Origin of the sequence: Adhaeribacter soli (genome assembly GCF_008727925.1) — a bacterium.
GTDB classification, from domain to species: domain Bacteria; phylum Bacteroidota; class Bacteroidia; order Cytophagales; family Hymenobacteraceae; genus Adhaeribacter_A; species Adhaeribacter_A soli.
Genome location: NZ_VTWT01000009.1, coordinates 118315 through 140194 on the forward strand (window position 1 = coordinate 118315; position 21880 = coordinate 140194).

A 21880-nucleotide genomic window follows, 5' to 3' on the forward strand; every position below is an offset into this window, starting at 1 on the left:
AATGCGCAAGAAATAAATACGTAATTTATAATTCCTTTAGCAGAACCTTGTACAAATCCACCATGGCCTGCATATCGGCTTTGTGAACGATCTCGTCCGGGGAATGTACATTGTCTTCCGGCGCCCCGATAAAACACCAGTCCCAGGGAATATTGCTGAATTGAAGTTCTTTGCCATCGCTGCCGCCCGCCGATTCCACTTCCAGCTGGTAAGGAATGCCAGCCTTTTTAGCAATTTCTACGATCTTCATGATAAAACTCCGGCGCGGGATCAGGCTGTCACGCAAGGAAATGGCCACGCCTTCGCCGGGCAATACGCCTTCGGTTACCCAGGTTATGTCGGCAATTAAGGCCTGGCGCACCCCGAAGCGTTCGTTAATGTAGCGGGCCAGGAACGAAACCGAACCGCCGCCAATTTCCTCCCAGCAGCTGAAAGCAATTACGCCGTCTTCCAGGGTTTCGGCAACTTTCAGGGCATTCCACACGCCCAGGCGGTTATCCATGTAGCAGCACTGCACGATATCTTTTTCTTCCCGGAATTCGGCCTTGAAAACAAGTTCGGTGCCGCGCTCAATTTCCCGGTAATAATCGTACGTTAGCTGGCCGGTTTCTTCATCTACAATCAGGGTACAGGCAATTTTCCCCAAGCTATCCTCTCCTACCAGTTCGTAACCGGTTTCGCAAACGGGCCCTCCTATTTTAATCAACTGATTGCCGTAGCGAACCATAAACCCGATAGAATCCATGTGCGCAAAGACAGCGGTACGGGGCTTGCCGAAAACCAGCAGAATACAATCCATGAAATCGTCGGAGGCCAGAATTTCGGGCTGAACTTTCCAATGCCTTTTTTCCTTATCTATATAGTCCAGCAGGAATTCTTTCATTTGAATTTCGTTGCCGGAAGGCGCATGGATGCCACAGAGTTTTTGAAGTAATTTCATAGCGTTTTATTCAGAAACCAAAAGTAGTATAATTACGGTTATAGCTCCGGCTTGCTCAGGCGCCAAATTTTAAAACCTTCGATTTTTTTGTTTATTTGCAATCATGAAGCAATTCTTTTGCGCTTTAGTTTTTATCCTTTCCGGGTTTACCGCCTTCGCTCAGACCGATTCCGTTAACCGGAAAATGGAAGATTCGATCATGAATACCATTTACATGGATTCGGTGGAGATTCTGCCGCAAGCCAAGGACATCCGCGGCATGCTGTTGCTGGATAAAGATATTCAGAATGAATTAGGGGGCGCGGTAGACAATCTTTACAACTTCAAATACGCGCTGGCCGAAAAGCAATTCAAGTCGTTGCGCCGCCGTTACCCCAACCACCCCATGCCATACTTTTTGATGGGATTGAGCCAGTGGTGGAAAATCGTGCCGACCAACATCCGGACGAAACAATACGATGAAGCTTTTTACGCCTACATGGATACCACCATTACCCGGGCTGAAAAGCTGTACGACGAAAACGACAAAAATTTTGAAGCGGCCTTTTTCCTGGCGGCTGCCTACGGTTTTAAAGCCCGTCTGCACGCCGAACGGAGCGACTGGCGCAAGGCCACAGTAGCCAGTAAAAACTCGCTGGATTATCTGCAGAAAAGCCGCGTGGGCAACGACCTGAGCCCGGAATTTTTGTTCGGAGAAGGTCTTTACAATTACTATGCAGTCTGGATCTCGAAGAATTATCCTTTGCTCCGGCCGGTGCTTCTTTTCTTTCCCGACGGCAACAAGCAGCTTGGATTGCAGCAATTGAAAACGGTATCTGACAATGGCTTTTACACCGGCGTGGAATCGAAGTTTTTCCTGATGAAGATCTATGCCAACGAGGAAAACAACTCCGCCGCTGCCCTGCCAATTTCCCGCTTCCTGGCCTATAAATATCCGGATAACGCTTATTTTCAGCGGTTCTACGCCCGTCTGGTTTTCCTGCAGGGCAACTTTACAGAAACCGAACGCATCTCTGCGGACATCCTGAATAAGCTCTCCAGAAACATGGCCGGCTACGAAGCGGTAAGCGGCCGGTATGCGGCTTATTTCCTGGGGTATATTTACCAGAACAAACACAAAGACCAGCAGAAGGCCCGCGATTATTACCAGCAATGCGTGAACTTCGCCCAGCAAACCGGCGAGGAAAAATCCGGGTACGCGCTTTATGCCCTTTTGAACTTAGCCCGCATTGCCAACGATCAGAAAGATCTTAAAACCGCCAAGGCGCATTATGAACGGATAAAGGATATTGCCGACAAAAAATCGGAGCCTTTTAAAGAGTCGAAAGACTGGCTGAAGAAAAACAAGAAGGTTAAGTAAACATTGCCTAATTTTAACCTCTGAAATTCAAACCCGTTTCCATGGCCCCAGTTTTCTGCCGAATTTTCTTACTTCATGCCTGAACCCTACCTGATAGAATTCCCGCAATCGGGTACCCCGGAAACCGGTTTTATTTCGGTGGTTGAAAACTCTAAACTGATCCCCTTCAACATCGAACGGGTTTTCTGGACCTATGCAACGCCAGAAAGTTGCATCCGCGGCCGCCATGCTCACTACCAGACGCAACTGGTATTAATTGCGATCAGCGGCAGCATTACCGTAACCACCGAAACTCAGGAAGGCGAAAAACAAACCTTTGAGCTGAACAACCCCAATACCGGTTTATTCATTCCGAAGGCAGTCTGGCATACAATGGAATATTCGGGTTCTGCCCTGCAACTGGTACTTGCCTCAGAACCTTACCGGCCGGAAGACTACATCCGCGATTATGAGGTTTTCCGGAGCATAAAATAAAGATAACCTGCCTCACAGCTCCGGCCCAGGAACCCTGCACTTTTCGGGCAAAAATAATAGCGTTTTCAAGCGGTAAATTCCAGCGGGTTTTTAGATACAAACAAGACGCAACGCTTTCTTATCTTTGCAGCATCAGTTTTACCCATGCAGATACCATTTTTTTCTTTCAAGGCTCAGAACCGGCAGGTAAAGCAGCAGGTGATGCAGGCTATGGAAGAGGTTTTCGATTCGGAGTGGTATGTTTTAGGAAAAGCCGTAAAAGATTTCGAAGCCGCTTATGCCACCTTTAACCAAACCAAATTCTGCATTGGCGTAAGCAATGGGCTGGATGCCCTTCATATTGCTTTAAAAACATTGGAGATTGGTCCCGGAGATGAGGTGATCGTTCCATCCAACACCTACATTGCTACCTGGCTGGCTGTTTCTTATACCGGCGCCAAAATTGTTCCGGTAGAACCGAACCCTGAAACCTACAACCTCGATCCGGCAAAACTGGAAGCAGCCATCACGCCGCAAACCAAAGCTATAATCCCCGTGCATCTTTACGGGCAGGCTTGCGAAATGGACGCCATAATGGCCCTTGCCCGCAAGCATAACCTCTTTGTAGTAGAGGACAATGCCCAGGCCCAGGGCGCAACTTTTCAGGGTAAATTAACCGGCAGTTTTGGCGATATAAACGCTACCAGTTTTTACCCATCCAAAAACCTGGGCGCCCTCGGCGATGCCGGAGCCCTTACTACCGACTACGCATTACTGGCAGAAAAAGCCCAGGTTTTAAGGAACTACGGCTCCCGGGAAAAATATTACAATGAAGTTATCGGGTTTAATTCGCGGCTCGATGAACTGCAGGCGGCTATTTTAAAGGTAAAATTACCATTACTGGAAAACTGGAATGCCGAACGTATCCGCATTTCCGAGCTTTATCGTTATTTTTTAAAAGATATTGAAGAAATTATTTTGCCTAAGACGGCGGAAGGTGCTTCGCATGTTTATCATCAGTTCGTGATCCGGACCTCGTACCGGAATGACTTAAAGACTCATTTGGCAAAAAATGGCGTTGATACCTTAATTCACTACCCGGTTCCGCCGCACCTGCAGGAAGCTTATAAGTACCTTGGTTTTAAAAAAGGAGATTTTCCAGTGGCGGAAGAGCTGGCTAATACCAGTTTAAGTTTGCCAATTTATCCGGGGTTAAGGGAGGAGCAGGTCGCATTTATAGGGAAGTTAATAAGCGGCTATTTTTGAATTGGGAGTGATAAATAACCAGCATTCTAAACCAGTATTACCCGGATGCGCTTATAAACAACAACAATTTACATAATAATTTTATTTGAATTGAATTAAAAACAATTGACCGGTGTACTTTTTAGATAGAAATTTATAACGGAACTTTAGAGTTTGATTCTGAATCCTTTTAGAAAATAAATAATGAATGCATATGACTTCTTTTTGGGGCCCCTGTACCTGGCCATCCTGTATGGAATCGCTTATGCTGTCCGGTCGAAGGTTACCACCCCTCAAACAAAGAAGTATTTTATACTTGCCTTAACCCTGAAATTTGCAGGTGCAATTACTCTGGGGCTTATCTACCATTTTTACTACTTCGGGGGAGACACCCAGCGGTACTATAAATTAAGTAAGGTGATTTATGAAGCTTTAACAACCGATTTCATGGTTGGAATAAAGCTTTTGCTGGCCAATGGTGAATTTGATCCGGAAACTTTTGAATACGCATCCAGAATAAAATGGTACCATTCTCCGGCCGAATACATGGTGATTAAATTTACGACTGTATTCAGCTTCCTTGGCTTTGGTAGTTACACGGTGGCCGCATTGTTTTTTGCATTTTTTAGCTTTTCGGGTGTATGGGCAGCATATCGCACTTTTTTAAAGCTTTATCCTAAACTTACCAAAGAATTTGCCATTGCGGTTTTATTCCTGCCATCAGTAGTGTTCTGGGGATCAGGTTTAATGAAAGATAGTCTTACCCTTGGAGCTTTAGGCTGGCTCTTTTATGGTTTTTATACTTTTGCTATTGAAAAGAGGCGTCTGTTTTATTCAGCTGTATGCATTTTGCTTTCCGGATATCTCATCTACATTGTTAAGGTATATATATTACTTTCATTTTTACCTCCTGCCTTATTATGGGTCTTCAATGAGAATAGCAAACTGATTAAAACAAAAGCGATAAGAATTCTGGCGAAACCTGTTTTTTTAGCAGTGGGTGGCCTTGGCGCTTATATTGCAGCAACAACTTTAACGGCTGGCGATAAGCGATATGATGTTGATAAGCTGGCAGAAACAACTAAAATAAATAATGAATTCTTAACAGAAATGGTAGAATCCGGCTCTGGCTATAATATTAGCGGCCTCGATGGAACAATGGCAGGAACCCTTCAGGCCGCTCCTCAGGCTATTAATGTTGCATTATTTCGACCATACATGTGGGAGGTAAGAAACCCCTTTATGCTCTTGTCGGCATTGGAAGCCTTCCTCTTTCTTTTTGTTACCCTTAGAATATTTTTCAGGGTCGGGGTTTTAAAAACCCTGAAAATGATGGCCGGTGAGCCAATTGTACTTTTTTGTATGATCTTCTCCCTGGTTATGGCTTTAGCAGTAGGATTGAACAGCGGAAACTTCGGTACCCTGGTTCGGTATAAAATTCCATTTATGCCTTTCTACCTTTCGGCTTTATATATAATGGAAGCCAAAGTAAAAGAAGCGGCATTAGCACGAAAAAGAAGATTAAAACTAGCGGCTGTTCGCTAAATCTCCGGGGGGCAAGTCAAGGTTACCGCTGAAAACACCAAATCACCCTTAAAAGCCTGTTTAACCAGCTTCTGAGGGTGATTTTTTTAATAGTTTAATATCTGAAACCATTCTTGCGCGATTTATGCGCATAAATCGCGCAAGAATGGTTTCCTGGTTCTGTGCCTCAACAGAACTTTATTTATTTCATAGCTTATTTTCTTTCCAGGCAGGAAAAAAGGCTGCCAGGTGGCAGCCCTCGGATACATTAGCATAACTGAGCCTGGTTTGGTATGACTAGCCTCTTACTTTCTCCTTCGCGAAAAATGCCAGCCAGAAAAGCAGGTAATAACCGTTTATAAGTACCGGGATATAGGAATTGACCATTACTGTAAGCAATAAACTAACCCCGCCAATTAGCAGATAATAATTTACTTTAAAAGCCGGCTTGGTGCGGGAAGGCATGTTCAGCAGTTTCTTGCTATCCATATAGGTGAGCGTACGGTAAAGCACATAGCAGATCAGAATGGAAGGCACGATCATCCAGAGCTGGTCGGCGCTGAGAAAAATAAAGATCGGGGCCAGGAAACGCGTAAAAGCCAGATTAATAAAGGTAAACGTTTTCAGCTCTTTCTGTTTAAGTACATTGTGCAGGTAGAAAAACAGTACGATAGTAGCATAAAAAAACCACCAGATGTAATTATCCAGCAGCCCGAGGTAATGGGTGATGGAAAGAAATACTGCGATCCGGAAAACGATCCAGATGGTAAGCTGCAGGTTGCTGGGGTTAAAGTTCTTTACCCTTAGCCGCGGGTCGGTTTCGTGGCGTACACTGTACACATCGTTGCCCAGGTAACCGATCTCGTAGATGGCGATAAATGCAAAGTAGGCCAGCAGGAACTGTTCCACGCTTACCCACAGGTTGTAGCCCGAAAAGTAAAAAAGCAGCATAAAGGCCAACAACCATTCGTAGTAAAAATGGAAAATTATGTCTTTAGCAGCCTGCAGGCGGCTCCGGAAAAAATAACTGAAGGGCAATAAGAATTTAAGCGTATTCATCAGGAGTAAAGTTTTATAAATTCCGGCTGCAGGTCCTGCCAGAAGTTCAGGGCTTTTTCATTGTACACCACCACAAAGCGGTGGCAGGCCGCCTCTACCAGACCACGGTCCGAGAAATTATCGGTTGCCACGGCAAACGGCGCATCTTCCGAAGAAAGCATTTTACGCAGCGCTACCAGCTTCTGCCCCGTCATTTCCCATTGAAGGTCGCCGGTAAAATTCCCCTGGCTATCATAAGCCAGTTCAGAGCACCGGTAATCTACTGCCAGGGCGTTGGCAATGGCCGCGACCACCGGATCGATGCTGGCGGAAATCAAGACAACGGTTTTGCCTTCCTTCCGAAGTTGGCGTAGCATCTGGTGGGTTTTTTCTACCATGCGCGAAGCCAGAAACTGCTTTTCAAAAGCCTCGCCAAGCTGGTAAAGCTCCTTTTTAGACACTCCCTTCAGCAGCCGCAGACACAACTTTTTAGGCCAGTCTTCTTTCGAGAACTTCTGGAAGAAATAAAGGCCAATAAATACGGGAGAAGTTCTTTTCGTATATAGATCGAACTGACGCAGTTTGCCGCCCCAGCCTTTCTTCTGCAGCACGAACTTTATAAAATCGAACGTGGTATTGGAATAAAAAAGGGTATCGCAGATATCGAAAACAAACAATTCGGGTTCCGTTGCCTTATGGTTAACAGGTTTTTCCATTAATTCAGTACCGTTTTATAAAGCTCGTAATACTTCTCAATGGCATTGTCGAGGTGGTAATAATCGGTGGCATTTTGCCTGATGGATGCAGGATCTTTTCTCAATAATTCCGGAATATGGTTTACCACTCGCTCATAGCTTTCCTGATTGAAGTCTTCGATGGCAATACCCGAATCGGTGAACTCAATAATTTCCGCCACATCGCCCACTTTGGAATTACAGATAACCGGTACGCCGAGGGCCAGGATCTCTCCCAGTTTGGTTGGCGAACTGGCAATTTTGGAATAACTCTGCTTAATAAAGAACAGGTTAATATCGGAGGCGGCGGCAAAAACCGGTACCTCGTTTCGTTTGGCAAACTTGATCACGAATTCCTCTTTTGCCAGCCCGAACTTTTCAGCCCGCTCGTATACCATTTCCGGTGGCTCGGGAGTAATGAACAGGAATCTGGCATTGGCATACTTTTTCCGGATCAGAGCATACTGTTCCAGCATTTCATCCAGCATGTACCAGGTTCCGATGGAGCCCAGGTAACTGATAACCAGCGTATCGTCGGAAAAGCCCAGCAGTTTGCGGGCGGCAGTTTTGCGCTCGGAATCTACCAATGAAAATAGCTCGAAATCGGCGCTGCAGGGAATAACCCCGATGGGCGCCTGCCGGTAGCTGCCCCACTTTTGAATTTCGCGTTTTCCGGCCTCGGTAAGGCTCACGATCATGTCGGCATTGGCAATGTAGCCGGCTTCCTGCTTTTTGTAATAATTATAGGCCGTCCGGAAGAAAGGGTTTTTCAGGTTCCACATGCCGCCGTCTACCCGCTCGTCTACCCAGAAGCCCCGCATATCGAAAAAGTATTTCACCCCAAAGCGCTTTTTAAGCTTCTCGCCAATAGCCGCGCTTATGTAGCTGCGACAATGGGTCATGGCAAAATTCTTTCTTTTATGAAGCTCTACTGCCTTCTGCTCCATTTTGTAAATATCGTAGTACTTGGCCAGAATGGGCGGTTTTGTACTGAATGGTATCGGCTGCCAGTCAATATCGTGCTCTTTGCAAATGGCTTCGATAATGGCCCGGTTCTTTTCGAAGCGCTCTTTTTTCTCGCAGGAGATCAGGGTGAATTTATAGCCCTTCCCGCACAAACCAACAATATAAGGCAGCACCTGCGATTGCCCCAAAGGGTCGGTCATGCCGTCGTAGGAAAGGTAAAGGATATTCTTATTTTCGTTTTTCACTTTAAATTTATTTAAGCACCGGCGCCGGAGCCGGCTTTTTCTTTAGTCTGGAAATAGCTTTTAGCGACTTTTCTTCTACCAGGTAATAAACCGGGTAAGATACCAGTACCGCCGCTAATACGCCGATCCAGTAAATGCGGTCGTAAAATAAGTATTTTCCGGTTATTTTATGAATAATTCCGAATACCAGGATGAGAACCGGGAAGTGGAACAGGTATAACGTATAACTTATTTTACCCATTTCTTTGAAGAACCGGATAACGATATTATCCGGAACGGAAAAATGCAGGAAGAGGTAAATTAGTCCGGAAGCAAACAAGCCGGCCAATAAAAAGCTGGGTTGATAATAGCCAGCTACGCCTAAACCGATAATTAACGGAAACATTACTCCCAGGCTAAGGGTAAGTGCCAGCGGCCTGATGCGGGAAAGGCCGGTCTGCTTTTTCACTAACCAGTAAGTGCAAATGCCGATAGCAAAGAAAATGCTGAATTCAGAAATGAAATGTACAAATGGATTAACCTTAGGATGGAAGCCAAATAAGTAAGGGCAAAGGAAACCAATGACTGAAATGCCCAGATAGCTTTTCGGAAAGCGGATCACCCAGGGTGCAATCAGGTAAAAGATTCCTTCGTACAGCAAGGACCAATAAGGGAAATTGTACCCTATATACTGGTTTCCGTTTGGAAGAAAAGCAAGCCCTAAAAGAACAGACTTCAGATTCAGCAGCGAATACGCTTCTTTCAGGCTAACCGAAAATTCGGTAGCCACCGGGGAATTATAAGCAGAAGGAAGGAAATTTGCCAGGAAATGCAGCACCCCCACCGCAAAGATCATCGATGCCAAAAAGGGAAGGTAGATCCGGACAAGCCTGTTGGTATAAAACCGTCTTAGCGACCAATTGTTCTTATCGAAGCTATAGGCTATAAAAAAGCCTGATAAAACGTAAAACACAATTACCATGGCCGTTCCATTGGAACTTAACATATCCAGGGCAAAAAGCAGGTAATCGGCTATGGTCCAGCTTTCCCGCGGAAATTTTTCCAGATAAGCCTTTCCTCCGCTCCACAAGGGGAACTTAGCGTGCGCCACTACAACATAAAATGCAGCAAAGCCCCGGATAGCATGCAGGAGGGTAAGTTTATTAACTGAAAGCATCTGAATTTTAAACAGCTTTTTTAGAAGCCAATTTTTTCTTTTTGAGAGTAGAAATTACCCTTATCGATTTTTCTTCTATTAAGGCGTAAAGTGGAAAGGAAACCAGGGTAGCTATAGCAACTCCTATCCAGTATATCCTGTCATAAAACACAAAAACCCCGGTTATTTTATTCAGCATGGAATAAAGCAAGATCAGTATCGGAAAATGGATCAGGTATAAAGTATAGCTGATCACTCCCAGCTTTTTAAAGAACCTGATTACCAGATTCTCCCGCACATCATAGTTAATAATATAGATAATAAGGAGTATACTTAAAGCACCAGCCAGAATATGGCCCCAGCGGATCCAATCGAGCAAACCAAAAAGTACGGTAGCTAAAAACAAAGCTATCATTACCAGTTGCAGAAGCGTTTCCGGCATTGGTTTCTTGCCGGGGTTCGCTTTCATGTAGTGAAACAGGCTCAACCCGGCGGCAAAATAAATACTGAACTCCAGGAAATACCGCAGCAGCGGGAAGTCTGTGCGATAGAAAGAAGAGATAAAAAGTGCACCGATCGAAATAAGCAGATATGGCTTTAAACGATTAATAGTAACGGGGATCAGCAAATAGAAAATGGCCTCATATAAAAGCGACCAGTATACCATATTAAACCCGATATATTTATTCTGACCGTAAGGAAGAAAAAACAGGGAACTAACCACTCCGGCAAAATTCAGGTTAGTAAAGGCTGCCGCAATCCGGTTATTAAACTGCCGGTCTACATTGGGTTCGGTAAGTACCGGATTGGTTTCTTTAATGACCCAAAGCACCCCCACGGCAAGCAAAACTGAAAACAGGAAAGGCACATAAATGCGGATGGCCCTGTTAATAAAAAAGTCTTTAAGCGGCCATGCATTTTTATCGAAACTATAAGCAATAAAGAAACCCGATAGAACAAAAAAAACGATTACCATAGCGGTGCCATTTGCGCTCAACATATCCAGCGCGAAGGTCAGATAATCAAAAATCCCCCATTCACTACGCGGGAACTTCGAAATGTAATCCTTCCCCCCGGACCAAAGCGCATATTTTGCATGGAACACAACAACATAAAAGGCAGCAAAGCCCCTTACGGCGTGCAACAGCGGCATTTTTTCATTTGATAGCATTAAAAATATCTATGTTGTTCAGGTAAGTAGATTAAATTAAATTGGCTGGCCCCTGTTTTTTTAAATGTCTTAATTAAAGTTCGTACCGCCTTTACCCCCTGCATGTCCTTTTTCCGGATCAACCTTAAGTGACTCTAAAAGCCTTCCCTGAAACTTCATGTACTTTGTCTCGAAAAGGGGTACCAACGTGGAAAATCAGGATCCGCTAACGGCTGGCAAAGGTACCGTTTTAATTGAGGCTCTTCGGCTTTTGAACTCTTCCGAATTAATTACTTTATTGAACCTTCCGTTTTTTATATTGCTCAGCAGGGCTCTTTTTTTATCTTCTGTCCACATTTTATTGGTATAAAGCGCTCCCTTTGTAATTTCAGCCTGTTTAATGGAAGGCACACGGGATGCATCTTTTCGGATCAGTCTCAGGGCTTTCAGGTACAGCGCATGCGCATCTTCCATAACTTTCCGGTGAATGGCATTCAGATCTTCTTTACCGGTAAAATCCACAAATTCGGTGGTTATAATATTTCCGGAATCTATTCCTACACTAAGCCACATAATGGTATTTCCAATTAAGTGGAATTCATTGTTGGCCAGGCACCAGTTGGTACAGTTCGGGCCGCCTTTCACGTACGGCGACAGCCCGGTATGAAGATTAACGATCCCTTTTGGCGGGTTCAGTTCAAAGAAAGGCTTCCGGATAAGGCTCGTTCCTGAGATCATGATCAGGTCGGGCTTTAAGGCTTTTATAAATTCAAAAGTTTCCGGACTGTTGGCGCTTTCCGTAAAAAAGGTTTTAACGGCCGGAAAGGCGGCATATTTTTCATTGTAGTAGGCCATCAGGCTTTTCCAGGCATCTGCAATGCGTTTGAAGAAGAGCAGGTCTTTTAATTTCTTCAGCACTTTTTCCAGGCTCGCCTTTTTAACAGGTGGAGCGCTCTTTTCAAGAACCACCCCTGCCAGCTCAAATTCGGCGGCTACTTTATTGGCCAGCGCTTTCTGGTTGGGCTGATTGCCGGCTACTAATACTATCCTCATATTTTACTTTCCCAAAAATTTCTTAATGTTGGTAACTACTTCCGCCATCCGCAGCCGGGTTTTAAACATGCTCTCGTTATAGAGCTCGATCCGGGGAATTTCAAAAAGATCCTGTTTTGCCGGGTTGTAAGCATGATGATTTACTGCCAACCCTAATTGATAACCTGCTTTCTGCGATATTTTCTTTACCGTTTCGTTATAAGACCCGCCGGGATAGGAAATAGCTACCGGATATTCTCCCAGCTCCTCTTTTAAAATTTGCCGGGAAAGCACCAGCTCTCTGGTAAGCAGCTCCTGGTCTTCAATTGTAGCCAGTAAAGGGTGCGAAACCGTATGGCTCCCTACCTCAAAACCTGCTCCGGCAATCTGACGGATCTCATTCCAGTTCATAAACAGCCCTTCCGGAATAGTTACATCGCTAAAACAGCTTTCCAGGTGCCTGATCAATTGGGTCCGTTGGTCATGGGTCAGCTTTTTCAGGGCAGGCTTTATCAATTTCCCGTACCGGATACGCTCTTCATCCGAATTCCAGCCTGCCTTCACAAACTCCGGCGGAAGCAGGTCGGTCTCCCAGTTCAGGCTGCGCTGCCGGGTTTTCAGAAAACTATAATCCACTACATAGGTCCAGGGCGGCCGGCCGGTAGATGCAGAGTCCGTTACAATGTACATGCTGGCGGGCGTCTTATACTCCTCCAGAATAGGCGCCGCATAGGTCAGGAAATCCTTATAGCCATCATCAAAAACTACGGCAGCCAGCGGCTTCTTAAAGTTCTGCTTAAAAAACGCTTTATTATAAACCAGGTCTTCCAGCAGGAAGATGGTATAACGTTTATTCAGAAATGCTATTATCTCCCGGAAGTGTTCCGGGTCCATTGGGTCCCAGAGCGGGTCCCGTTCCGGATTCACCCTATGAAAAAGGAATATCTTTATCTTCATAAATTAACCAGGATTAGAGCCGCTAAAATTTCCTTCATTCTGCAAAAGCCATTTGTGCAAAATTATTAAAAGCCAAATACGGTTGAACAGGAAGTCCCTTCCACCAAAGAATTGCTTCTGCAGCTCAGCTACCACTTCATATTTTACAATTCCGAACCGTTTAACAACCTTTTCATTCAGATTCTCTTCTATTAAAAACCGTAGATCCGTTTTGAGCCAGTTAGCCAGCGGAATATTAAAACCCCATTTGGGCCGGTTAAAATACTCCTGCGGCACAAAATCGTAGAGCACTTCTTTTAGTAAATACTTGCTTACGCCCTTATGCCGCTTCAGCTCCGGCGATAGGTTCAGGGCAAATGACACGATCCGGTAGTCCAGCAGGGGTACCCGGGTTTCGAGGGAATGCCGCATGGAGGCCCGGTCTATTTTCACCAGCAGGTCGTCCTGCAGGTATTGCTTCAGGTCAAAGAATGCCTGCTGCTCCATTACGGAAAGCTTGCGCGCCTTAACGTCCCATAATTCCCGGATGCTAGGTGCCTGCCGAAAGTCCGGCGTTAGCAAATGCGCAATTTCTGCTTCGGTAAACATGTACTGTTCCTGCGAAAAGGTATTGCTTCTTTTCTTGCTTTCATCCGGATAATTAAAAAGAAAAGAAGCACGCTCGTACCGGTTTCCCAGCTTTGCCAGAAGGGTACCGATCGGCCGCCGAAAAGTCTTCAGGAAAGGATTTTCCAGTCGGTCGGCCCAGGTGTACATACTGTAGCCCATAAAACTTTCGTCGCCGCCATCTCCGGATAGAGTCATGGTTACGTGGCGCCGGGCCATTTCAGAAACCAGCAAGGTAGGAATGGCAGATGAATCGGAATAAGGCTCATCGTAAATATCGGGAATCTGACCGGCCCATTCCACCACTTCTTTCTGGGTAACCATAAACTCATAATGCTCCGTTCCCAGATACCGGGCTACTTCCCGGGCATGCCGGGCCTCACTATGTTTGGCTTCTTTAAAGTCTATGGTAAAGGTTTTAACCGGTTTGGCAGAATTAAACTGTGCGGCAGCCGTAACTACGCTGGAATCTATGCCACCGCTCAGGAAGGTTCCGAAAGGAACATCGCTGATCATCCGGTATTTTACCGAACTCAGCACCAGGTCTTTCAGTTGCTCCTTTGCTGTTTTAAAATCAGTGATCAGTTCAGGTTTAACCTGGTCTTCCAAACGCCAGTAAACTTCACTTCGCATCCCCTGCTTATTTACTACTAAATAGCAGCCGGAATCCATTTTCCGGATCTCGTTGTAAATAGTATTCGGGCGGGCGATATAACCTACGTACAGGAACTGGCTTATTGCCTCTTTATTCAGGCTCAGTCTCCCCTGCAGGTATTTTATTTTAGTTAGGGCCTTTAGTTCGGAGGCAAAGGCAAAACCGGTTCTATCCTGGTAAAAGAATACCGGCTTTATTCCCATTCGGTCGCGGAACAGAAAAAGCTCATCCTTTTCCTGATCGTAAATGGCAATGGCAAACATGCCGTTGAGCTCATGTACAAACTGAGGCCCCCATTTTGCAAAGGCCTCCAGGATAACCTCCGTATCGGAGGTTGTTTTAAGCGGCACGTTCAGTTTCGCGGCAATTTCCTGGTAGTTGTAAACTTCGCCATTATAAACCATTACATAACGCCCATTGGCAGAAAAGAAGGGCTGGTTAGCCGCTTCCGAAAGATCCAGAATACTTAGTCGCCGGTGCCCAAGCCCACAGGTGGTATTATAAAAAAATCCTTCTGAATCCGGTCCCCGATGTGCAATACAGCCGGACATTTTTCGAAGATCATCTTTGGAAAACTGTTGGGAAAATGTTAAAAAACCGGCAAGACCACACATAAAAAACGCTGAAATTTAAAGGCAATTGCAAAAATACCACCTATTTAAAGATAAACAACCCGATTAACCGGCATTCCTTGTCCCGGGTAAAGCCTATAAAAAGTCTGGTTCTGTACCATCGTAAATGCAGCCCTACCGGAAATCAATAGTTAACATGCAGCAGGGTGCCAATTCAGGCACAAGGCATACTAAAATCCAGCCAGGCAAGCCGGATTACCCGCCAATAACTTCTTTCAACCGGCTCATATGGGTTTCAAAAGAAAAACGTTCCTGAAAATCCATTAACAGCATGCCTCGGTCCACGTCAAGTTTTCCCTGGTAAACTTGGGTGAGTTTACTAACTAATTCTTCCGCATTTAACCGTTTAAACATAAAACCATTTTCATCAGGCCGGATGATCTCCGGAATACCTCCGGCGTCTGAGGCTAAAACCAGCGCTTGCTGCATCAGGGCTTCAATTACAATATTGCCAAAACCTTCGTGGATAGATGGTATTACTACCAGATCGGCAACCTTCAGAAAGGAAAGCAGAAGCGGGTTCTCAATATTTCCGGTTACATGAATAAAGGAAGAAAGCCCCTGATCCACAATGTACTGCCGCACTTCTTCTTCCAGTAACCTGCCCCCGGCAAAAACCACCCGCACCTGCCCGGGATCTTCGATCTTGTTTTGGGCCAGGAACGTTTTAAAAGCATCTGTAAAGAATTTGTGCCCTTTGGAAGGATGGATCCGGCCCGGCACCACGATCAGGTAATTGCTTTTTATTTCATTATCCCGCAAATACTGCACAGCCAGATCGGCAGAGGTTGGATTGAACGGAACACTGTTATGAATGATGACCGGGTTTACGGCCGGAATAAATTCATTTATATCCTGAAAACAGGCTTTGGAAATAAAGATATTGGTATCGTCGGTTCGCTTGCTCAGCAGCAGGTTCAGTTTATAAAAAACTTTCTTTCCCAAAGTGTTTACCGGGTTGGCCTGGTACTGAAGCGAATGGTGATAATTGATCAGCCTGAACTTTAGGCCTAAAAGCGGCGCAATAAGCTTGGTAACCCGGAGTATGAAATGCGCCAGGGGCAAATTAGCAATAGCCACCTGTACGCCCTTCCTCTTTAGAAATGAGGCTACCTGATACCCAAAAAGTTCGGATTTTAAAATAACCTTGAATGAGGGCGTATTATCCGGCTGATCGAGGATCAGGACATTCTCTTTACCAAGTCCGAACTTTTCCAGCAGGGAATTATCGATCACATTCGACAGCACTGCCAGGCTAACATCATAGCCATCGGCCTTTAAGGCATGCACCTGGGTGACAGCCTGCAACTCTGCTCCACCCAAAGTTAAAGATGGCAGTACAAAACAAACAGAAGGTTTCCTTTCCAATTTTTTACGGTTAAATTCTTGCCAGCCTTACCTGTACTTACTTATTACTTATTCAAGTCCAGGAGAGCTGTTTTCCGGGCCTGTTGTTCAGATAGAGCCCGTAATCCATCATGAGAAAAGAACTCAGCTCCGGCATCGGTTACCAGATGCCGGATACACTTTAAGGTATTCTTAAGGTCCAGGTCGTAGTCGTGGGAATTTATTACTCCTACGTTCAGCCCATTTTCATTTTCCGGAGAAAATAAATTCTTCAGGTTCCGGTCGAAATCTTCTACATAAGGCGTGGCATGTGCCCCAATAAAATTCTGGATACAAAGCATTTTGCCTTTGCCACTTTCCAGGTAAAACGATTCGCCGATCCGGACCTGGTTTTCTGACATGATCTGGTCCGAAAATAAATTAAAGAAGTAAGGCGCCCGGGAAAAAGTATAATCGAACCGGAAGCCGTTAGTAATAAGCATATCTGCCAGAAAAGCATTCATGAACCACCAGCCGCCGGAATAAATGCCGTTATGATCTATATTATGCTTCCGGAACCAGTTAAGATCGGCCTCTACCTGTTCTATGAGTGGCTTTAACTGGAAGCTGTTGCAATGGATGGCAAACTCGGCCTTTGGCGTTTTGCTGTTATAGAAATGCCCGTGATAACCAAGGGTAGCAACTTTTTCAATATCCCGTAACCGGCTCACGAAATTACTCTCCGAAAAGCCTGCTTCCTTTAAGGATTGGGCCAGTAAATAATTGGTAGGCGGAATTATAGCACAAATAGCCCGTGCCCCGGTTATCTCATAATAAGTACTGCAAAACTCAAGTAGCCAGGAGAAATAAGTATCGTCATAGATCTGCTCGGTATGAAAGATATAACCCAGCTTTAATTTATAAGGCTTTAAGGAATCTTTGGGATAGAAGCTGTATATACTCTTTTTAATCAGGTTCTTCATAAAAATTAAAAAACGTCCTTAATGCCAATAAAAAAATTAAAGTTTGCGTTTGTGGTATCCATGGCCAGATCATAGATCACCAGGGCTTCGGTATTAGCCGCTGGCCGTACATGCAGGAAATTATGAAGGTAAGTATTGGTTTTATTTGCCACGATCTGGAAATAATCAATTTTTTCTTTTGCTGCTATTTCCTTAAACAGGATGTGCAATAAATGCGGCTTATTAACCACCATACCGCCAACGGCCAGGTACTTCAATTTTAACCCGAACTTTTCCTTATGCTTAATTTTTCCCCAAAGAATATTATTGTAGCGATCGTGTATTCTGACTTCCTCCCCGAACTCACCTAACTTCAGCTCCATCACTTCCGCTTCATTGGGCAGGAAGGCATCCTTCACCTTAACACCTGCCCCTTGCGTTAACTTCTTCAGATAATGATCAATAAAGAATTTTCCCCCGAAGGCTGCCGGGATCTCTACCTTTACCATCTCGATCTTTCTGAAGCCTAATTTATTGATAAGGATAGGCTGTGACTGGCTGTTGCCTGCTCCCCAGATAAAAGCACTGCCCCGGTCTAATAAAATGCGTTTAGCTTCATCATAAAGGAGGGAGAAAAGCCCTTTCTTCCGGTACTGAGGCGAGGTGCCGGCCCAACAGCTCTGATGAGCATATACGGTTTTATTATTAAACTGAAATTCGAAGGCCATGAAACAGTTAAAAGCAACTAACCTTTCATTGTGGAAGGCGCCCAGGTACAACGTTTTCCCGTTCCGCGTATAAGTGTTTCTGATGATCTTACTTAGATCAATATCCTTCCCAAATGCCTCTTCCAGAAACGATATTATATTATTGTTTATATCCTTTTCGTGAATATCAAGCTCTCTGACAATATACTCTGGCATAAAACCTTGTTTATTTTTATTCCTGAATTCTTAACGGCTTCAATTAATTTTATTCCCAACGGCCTGTATCATCGGCGCTAATTGATCTGGCTAGGTACTACTTTTTATGGAAAAAGCCTACCGTTTAAAATAAATGTTTAACTCGCTAACCACCATCCAGCACCTTTTTAGTCTTAAGCCCGCTTTAGCTTGTTTACAAACCCATCGTATACCAGCCTGAACGAGAGCCATGGCAGATCAACCAGTTTATTGGTATAATAACTAACCAACACAAGCGAAATAAGATAAGAAATGCAGGTAGCGTACGCGGCACCTATTACTCCGAATTCCGTTATCAGGAAGTAATTTAATATTAAATTGATAATAATATTTACAATGGAAATATAGGCCATGTACTGGCTTTTCCTGTAGAATTGAATAAATACCGCAAATATCTGGAAGACGCCCCAGAATACGTGGCTAAGGCATATCCACGAAATATAGGGAATTGAATCGCGGTATTTTTCGTCGATAAAATTACCGAAAAGAAAAGGGCTTGCCACAGATACCGCCACAAAGGCAAAAAGCAGTAAGCCCATAAAAGCATAGCTTAACTGCAGGATCTCCAACTTCCTTTTTTCATTTAACTCGTTCAGCCTTTCGTATACAAATGGGGTATGAACCTTTTGAAAAACATTGATAAAAATAAGGATGATACCGGCAATCTGATAGGCCATATTGTAATACCCAACATCGCCAATGCCCACAATATTGGCAATAAAGATCCTGTCGGAATAACCGCTGGTGAACTTACCTACCGTATAGATAATTAAGGGTGCCCCATATAAGAGACCGGCTTTATAATATTTTAATTTAATATCGAATGTAAACAGGTTTTGCCGGTAGAAATAGATGGCGGAAACAAGAAAGAAAACCGCGGTTGCGATCAGCCAGGCGTAGATCCTGCCATGCCAGCCCATATCAAATTTTACGATGAGCAAAATGGTGAGCAGGATCTCCAGCAAGGTGCGGGTAATATTAAATATAAAATAAAGGTTTGCCTGTTTCCGGATAACCAGGTAAGCAAAGAAACTCTCTATATAAATAGTAAAGATGGCAAGGAGCGGAATGGTCCAGGTCATATAGGTAGATCCTTCGGGAATTTCCATCAGCTTCCCGAGTGGTTCGTGAAACAGTATTGAAAGGATGAAAAAAAGAAAAAAAGGAATTACCGGTATGAGCTGCACCGAAGAAAAAAGAGAAGCATACTCTTTTTTGTCAGGCATTTTGTAGTACTCTACCGAGAGGTAACCCGAAGCTACGATCCCGATCAGGGGGATCAGGATCAATACATAGGAGTTAATAATGGCCTGAACCCCATAATCTATGGGAGTTAAATACCTGGACAAAATAGGTAAGACCAAAAAATTGGCTCCCGTTCCAAAAAAACCTGCTATGGTATAAACGGAAAAGGATTTTAATAATTTAAGATTCATTAATTGACCAGTAAGAAATTCTGAAGCCTTTGGCCTGACTGCCCGTCGAATTTATACATCCATTTATTAATAAAGGACTCCTTATTTTTTTGTTGTTCAATTTTATAAAGGTGCAGATCCTTTATTGCCTGCCTGAACTCTTCCACTTTCAACAACGGATGGCCTACCCCACTCTCAACCAGATGCTCAGACAAATATCCTTTCCCGGGGTCCAGTTCCGGATGCGTCTCAAAGGTAAATAAAACTGTGCCCGGAATAGCTGCCAGGGGCAATAAAAGTGTTGAATAGAAACCTAAAACCAAAGAGATGGCAGAAATGTTCTCCTCCAGGGTTTCCTGATCTATCAGTTCCACCTGAGAATTTCCTGCAATCACCTTTTTCCAGCAGTTCTGATCTTTAAGGCCTGACGGATGGGATTTTATCAGCAACCGATAACCTTCCCCGGTGCAGGCTTTTACCAGTTCAGCTATAAATTGCACTTTATTTTCCTCGGTCCACCCGAACAACCCTTTTGTAACGTGCGGATGATCGACAAACAGGGCAATTTTTTCCTTACCTGGTCCAGGGTTGGCTTTCCGAAGCGCTTTATGGAACTTATCGAAATAGGGAATCCCAATAAACTGCACCTGGTGGGAGGCCGCTAATACATCAAGCTGTTTGTAGCTGTCAAAAACAGCTGGGCTAAAAGATATATAAATATCGGCCCGGCGGAGATCCGAATCTATTAACCGGATTGTATCTAAGGTAGAACGTCTGCTTCTAACCCAGTAGTATTTCAATAAAAACTCGGCGATCCGGGTTTCCGATTTTACCGCGGTGCGGAAGTAGAAAAGAAAGGTACTGATATTTACTAATTTCCTGAAAATGCTGCTTACCCGGTTTAAGCTCATTTTAGAAAAAGAGAATTTTCCATTTACGGATTTTTCCTTCCTGCCAACATGAATAAGCTCTGCTATGTTTGAATTCCGGAACCCGTGTTCCAGGATGTAGGTGGAAACCCCTTTGGCTTTGCAGGCAACATTCAACGCTACATGATTATAGCTTTCAATAAAGAAGTAAACAACTTTAGAGGGCTTAAGCTGCTCCAGCAGGTCGTAGGCATCGGTAAAATCTTTCCAGAAAACGTTTTGCCCATATTCTTTGAATTTAAAGGAAGTTACTTCAGCTTCGGAGGCAAATTCGATGAAATAAAAATTGAAGCTATCTTTCAGATCATCAAACATACTCAGGAAATCGTTACGATTATAATCTCCTACTATTAATAATGTTTGTTTGGTACTATTCTCTTTCATTCAACCTTTGGGTACTTACTACTTTACTTGGGCGGCTTTCGCTTTATGAACTTTCCTCTCCCCTGCTTCCACAGCCTTATTAAAAATTTGCAAAGCGTTAACCTATTCAGGCCGGTCTTGCTTTATCAGGTTTCGGGATCTGGTTTCCGGGCTGGTAAGGAGGATTTACTAATACCGGCAAAACATGAAAAGCCCTTACCGGGCTGTTGAGCAGACTACTGATCTTATTTATTCCGATATTGCTGTAATCTCAAACAACTTTATCCGGCAGCGTCTGGAAAATATAACTCACTTACAGGATCCTCTCCTACAGGCAATTGCTTTAAACGACAACATTCCGCATTTTACAGATCTGCCAGCTAAGGCGGTGGATCTATAAAACGCGGAATAAATCATTTCTGTATGCTTAGGCCGGTATTTTTGGGGTGCCGGTCAGGGCAACTTCCTCTTTAAAAAAATCGGAGCCAAGCAGGTTATACTTCCCCAGGCGTTCCTCTACTAATTCAAACGTGGTAATATCGCCCCGCTTATCCCAGCAGAATTCGTATTCCCGCTTAAAATTATTTTTCAAGAAACGGGCGTTATTGGTGCGCCCATCCAGCAGAATAAATGTACCAGGCAGGAAAGTCGGTTCCATCAGCAACAGATCGGCTGCCATTACGGTTCTTTCTTCGCAATTAAAGGTAAGGCCGTTTATACTACCTTCCACGGTTTTAGGATCCGGACCATCGAGATAGATGAAATCGGCTACAATGTCCGGAAGGCTCTCGTAAAAATGGCACAATTGCCCGTTGTGAGTACCAATTTTCACTTTACTGAAATGAAAGTTAACGAATTCTTTCAGGTCTTCATGCATCCGGTTTTCGGCAGTGTTAAGCCATAATTCCGAAGAGTCTACCGAGAAGCATTGGAACATAAAGCGGTTGCGGATCTTCGGTTTATTTTCCAGGGTTTCCCAGTCCAGCTTGTTCTTCTTTAAAGCATCGGCAATTACAATAGTTGAAAATCCTACCCCAAATTCCAGTACGGTAAAGGATTTCCGGCTCCTGATCAGTTGGTGGATCCGGGCCAGGTCATCTACATTTGGGGGAATCACCTTCTGCACTTCGCCATTTACCACGGCGGTTTCATCTGCGTTTAAATTTATATATTTACCTAAGCCTTCGTTAACAAGATATTCAAGGGAGCGGGAATGATCCATAAGTTTGTTAAAATTTAGTACAGTTATTT

At 44.3% G+C, this 21880-nt stretch carries 20 protein-coding genes; 5 read left to right on the forward strand and 15 right to left on the reverse strand.

Translation table 11 applies throughout. From position 1 onward, the window contains the following. Positions 1-25: 25 nt before the first annotated feature. On the reverse strand, positions 26-940 hold the full coding sequence (locus F0P94_RS15790) for a M20/M25/M40 family metallo-hydrolase (RefSeq protein ID WP_150904879.1): 915 nt from the start codon (positions 938-940) through the stop codon (positions 26-28). A gap of 103 nt (positions 941-1043) precedes the next feature. Between F0P94_RS15790 and F0P94_RS15795 the strand changes: the two genes are divergently transcribed. The 4 genes from F0P94_RS15795 to F0P94_RS15810 all read left to right on the forward strand — a co-directional run bounded on the left by F0P94_RS15795 (position 1044) and on the right by F0P94_RS15810 (position 5543). After that, the gene (locus F0P94_RS15795) at positions 1044-2300 is read left to right on the forward strand and encodes a tetratricopeptide repeat protein (protein ID WP_150904880.1); all 1257 of its coding nucleotides are present in this window, start codon (positions 1044-1046) and stop codon (positions 2298-2300) included. 75 nt (positions 2301-2375) lie between these two features. Further along, the gene (locus F0P94_RS15800; protein WP_150904881.1) at positions 2376-2774 is read left to right on the forward strand and encodes a sugar 3,4-ketoisomerase; all 399 of its coding nucleotides are present in this window, start codon (positions 2376-2378) and stop codon (positions 2772-2774) included. Positions 2775-2918: 144 nt separating this feature from the next. After that, on the forward strand, positions 2919-4019 hold the full coding sequence (locus F0P94_RS15805; protein ID WP_150904882.1) for a DegT/DnrJ/EryC1/StrS family aminotransferase: 1101 nt from the start codon (positions 2919-2921) through the stop codon (positions 4017-4019). Positions 4020-4202: 183 nt separating this feature from the next. After that, entirely contained in the window at positions 4203-5543 is a 1341-nt protein-coding gene (locus tag F0P94_RS15810) for a hypothetical protein (RefSeq protein WP_150904883.1), read from the forward strand. Between the two features lie 276 nt (positions 5544-5819). On the opposite strand, the gene F0P94_RS15815 is transcribed toward F0P94_RS15810, so the two are convergent. The 13 genes from F0P94_RS15815 to F0P94_RS15875 form a co-directional block, all read right to left on the reverse strand. Next, positions 5820-6581, reverse strand: coding sequence for a hypothetical protein (locus F0P94_RS15815; protein WP_150904884.1), 762 nt, complete (start codon positions 6579-6581; stop codon positions 5820-5822). Further along, positions 6581-7276, reverse strand: a complete 696-nt coding sequence (locus F0P94_RS15820) for an HAD family hydrolase (RefSeq protein WP_150904885.1) — start codon at positions 7274-7276, stop codon at positions 6581-6583. The genes F0P94_RS15815 and F0P94_RS15820 overlap by 1 nt, the downstream gene beginning before the upstream one ends. Beyond that, entirely contained in the window at positions 7276-8505 is a 1230-nt protein-coding gene (locus F0P94_RS15825) for a glycosyltransferase (protein WP_150904886.1), read from the reverse strand. Before F0P94_RS15825 ends, F0P94_RS15820 begins: the two co-directional genes overlap by 1 nt. 7 nt (positions 8506-8512) lie before the next feature. Next, positions 8513-9661 carry an acyltransferase family protein gene (locus F0P94_RS15830; RefSeq protein ID WP_150904887.1) on the reverse strand — a complete coding sequence of 383 codons (1149 nt, stop codon included), beginning with the start codon at positions 9659-9661 and terminating at the stop codon, positions 8513-8515. Between the two features lie 7 nt (positions 9662-9668). Beyond that, positions 9669-10811: an acyltransferase family protein gene (locus F0P94_RS15835; protein ID WP_150904888.1), complete on the reverse strand. Its 1143-nt coding sequence runs from the start codon at positions 10809-10811 to the stop codon at positions 9669-9671. Between the two features lie 195 nt (positions 10812-11006). Further along, on the reverse strand, positions 11007-11843 hold the full coding sequence (locus F0P94_RS15840) for a formyltransferase family protein (RefSeq protein ID WP_150904889.1): 837 nt from the start codon (positions 11841-11843) through the stop codon (positions 11007-11009). Between the two features lie 3 nt (positions 11844-11846). Then, a complete protein-coding gene (locus F0P94_RS15845) occupies positions 11847-12779 on the reverse strand; it encodes a polysaccharide deacetylase family protein (protein ID WP_150904890.1) in 933 nt (310 codons plus the stop codon). A gap of 3 nt (positions 12780-12782) precedes the next feature. After that, positions 12783-14654, reverse strand: coding sequence for an asparagine synthase (glutamine-hydrolyzing) (gene asnB, locus F0P94_RS15850; RefSeq protein ID WP_150904891.1), 1872 nt, complete (start codon positions 14652-14654; stop codon positions 12783-12785). Between the two features lie 213 nt (positions 14655-14867). Beyond that, positions 14868-16040: a glycosyltransferase gene (locus F0P94_RS15855; RefSeq protein WP_150904892.1), complete on the reverse strand. Its 1173-nt coding sequence runs from the start codon at positions 16038-16040 to the stop codon at positions 14868-14870. A gap of 44 nt (positions 16041-16084) precedes the next feature. Then, entirely contained in the window at positions 16085-16981 is an 897-nt protein-coding gene (locus F0P94_RS15860) for a hypothetical protein (RefSeq protein WP_150904893.1), read from the reverse strand. A gap of 5 nt (positions 16982-16986) precedes the next feature. Continuing rightward, positions 16987-17883, reverse strand: coding sequence for a GNAT family N-acetyltransferase (locus tag F0P94_RS15865; protein ID WP_150904894.1), 897 nt, complete (start codon positions 17881-17883; stop codon positions 16987-16989). Positions 17884-18056: 173 nt separating this feature from the next. Then, positions 18057-19358, reverse strand: coding sequence for a lipopolysaccharide biosynthesis protein (locus tag F0P94_RS15870; protein ID WP_150904895.1), 1302 nt, complete (start codon positions 19356-19358; stop codon positions 18057-18059). Next, a complete protein-coding gene (locus F0P94_RS15875; RefSeq protein ID WP_150904896.1) occupies positions 19358-20650 on the reverse strand; it encodes a polysialyltransferase family glycosyltransferase in 1293 nt (430 codons plus the stop codon). The genes F0P94_RS15870 and F0P94_RS15875 overlap by 1 nt, the downstream gene beginning before the upstream one ends. A 184-nt stretch (positions 20651-20834) precedes the next feature. Between F0P94_RS15875 and F0P94_RS15880 the strand changes: the two genes are divergently transcribed. Continuing rightward, positions 20835-21029, forward strand: a complete 195-nt coding sequence (locus tag F0P94_RS15880) for a hypothetical protein (protein ID WP_150904897.1) — start codon at positions 20835-20837, stop codon at positions 21027-21029. 27 nt (positions 21030-21056) lie between these two features. Here F0P94_RS15880 and F0P94_RS15885 read toward each other — a convergent pair whose 3' ends face one another. After that, positions 21057-21851: a class I SAM-dependent methyltransferase gene (locus F0P94_RS15885; protein WP_150904898.1), complete on the reverse strand. Its 795-nt coding sequence runs from the start codon at positions 21849-21851 to the stop codon at positions 21057-21059. Between the last annotated feature and the right edge of the window lie 29 nt (positions 21852-21880).

Excerpts from the sequence above, each read along its gene's own strand:
- F0P94_RS15790 (WP_150904879.1), bottom strand. The coding sequence starts at position 940 with ATGAAATTACTTCAAAAACTCTGTGGCATCCATGCGCCTTCCGGCAAC.
- F0P94_RS15795 (WP_150904880.1), top strand. The coding sequence starts at position 1,044 with ATGAAGCAATTCTTTTGCGCTTTAGTTTTTATCCTTTCCGGGTTTACC.
- F0P94_RS15800 (WP_150904881.1), top strand. The coding sequence starts at position 2,376 with ATGCCTGAACCCTACCTGATAGAATTCCCGCAATCGGGTACCCCGGAA.
- F0P94_RS15805 (WP_150904882.1), top strand. The coding sequence starts at position 2,919 with ATGCAGATACCATTTTTTTCTTTCAAGGCTCAGAACCGGCAGGTAAAG.
- F0P94_RS15810 (WP_150904883.1), top strand. The coding sequence starts at position 4,203 with ATGAATGCATATGACTTCTTTTTGGGGCCCCTGTACCTGGCCATCCTG.
- F0P94_RS15815 (WP_150904884.1), bottom strand. The coding sequence starts at position 6,581 with ATGAATACGCTTAAATTCTTATTGCCCTTCAGTTATTTTTTCCGGAGC.
- F0P94_RS15820 (WP_150904885.1), bottom strand. The coding sequence starts at position 7,276 with ATGGAAAAACCTGTTAACCATAAGGCAACGGAACCCGAATTGTTTGTT.
- F0P94_RS15830 (WP_150904887.1), bottom strand. The coding sequence starts at position 9,661 with ATGCTTTCAGTTAATAAACTTACCCTCCTGCATGCTATCCGGGGCTTT.
- F0P94_RS15835 (WP_150904888.1), bottom strand. The coding sequence starts at position 10,811 with ATGCTATCAAATGAAAAAATGCCGCTGTTGCACGCCGTAAGGGGCTTT.
- F0P94_RS15840 (WP_150904889.1), bottom strand. The coding sequence starts at position 11,843 with ATGAGGATAGTATTAGTAGCCGGCAATCAGCCCAACCAGAAAGCGCTG.
- F0P94_RS15845 (WP_150904890.1), bottom strand. The coding sequence starts at position 12,779 with ATGAAGATAAAGATATTCCTTTTTCATAGGGTGAATCCGGAACGGGAC.
- asnB (WP_150904891.1), bottom strand. The coding sequence starts at position 14,654 with ATGTGTGGTCTTGCCGGTTTTTTAACATTTTCCCAACAGTTTTCCAAA.
- F0P94_RS15860 (WP_150904893.1), bottom strand. The coding sequence starts at position 16,981 with ATGAAGAACCTGATTAAAAAGAGTATATACAGCTTCTATCCCAAAGAT.
- F0P94_RS15865 (WP_150904894.1), bottom strand. The coding sequence starts at position 17,883 with ATGCCAGAGTATATTGTCAGAGAGCTTGATATTCACGAAAAGGATATA.
- F0P94_RS15870 (WP_150904895.1), bottom strand. The coding sequence starts at position 19,358 with ATGAATCTTAAATTATTAAAATCCTTTTCCGTTTATACCATAGCAGGT.
- F0P94_RS15875 (WP_150904896.1), bottom strand. The coding sequence starts at position 20,650 with ATGAAAGAGAATAGTACCAAACAAACATTATTAATAGTAGGAGATTAT.
- F0P94_RS15880 (WP_150904897.1), top strand. The coding sequence starts at position 20,835 with ATGAAAAGCCCTTACCGGGCTGTTGAGCAGACTACTGATCTTATTTAT.
- F0P94_RS15885 (WP_150904898.1), bottom strand. The coding sequence starts at position 21,851 with ATGGATCATTCCCGCTCCCTTGAATATCTTGTTAACGAAGGCTTAGGT.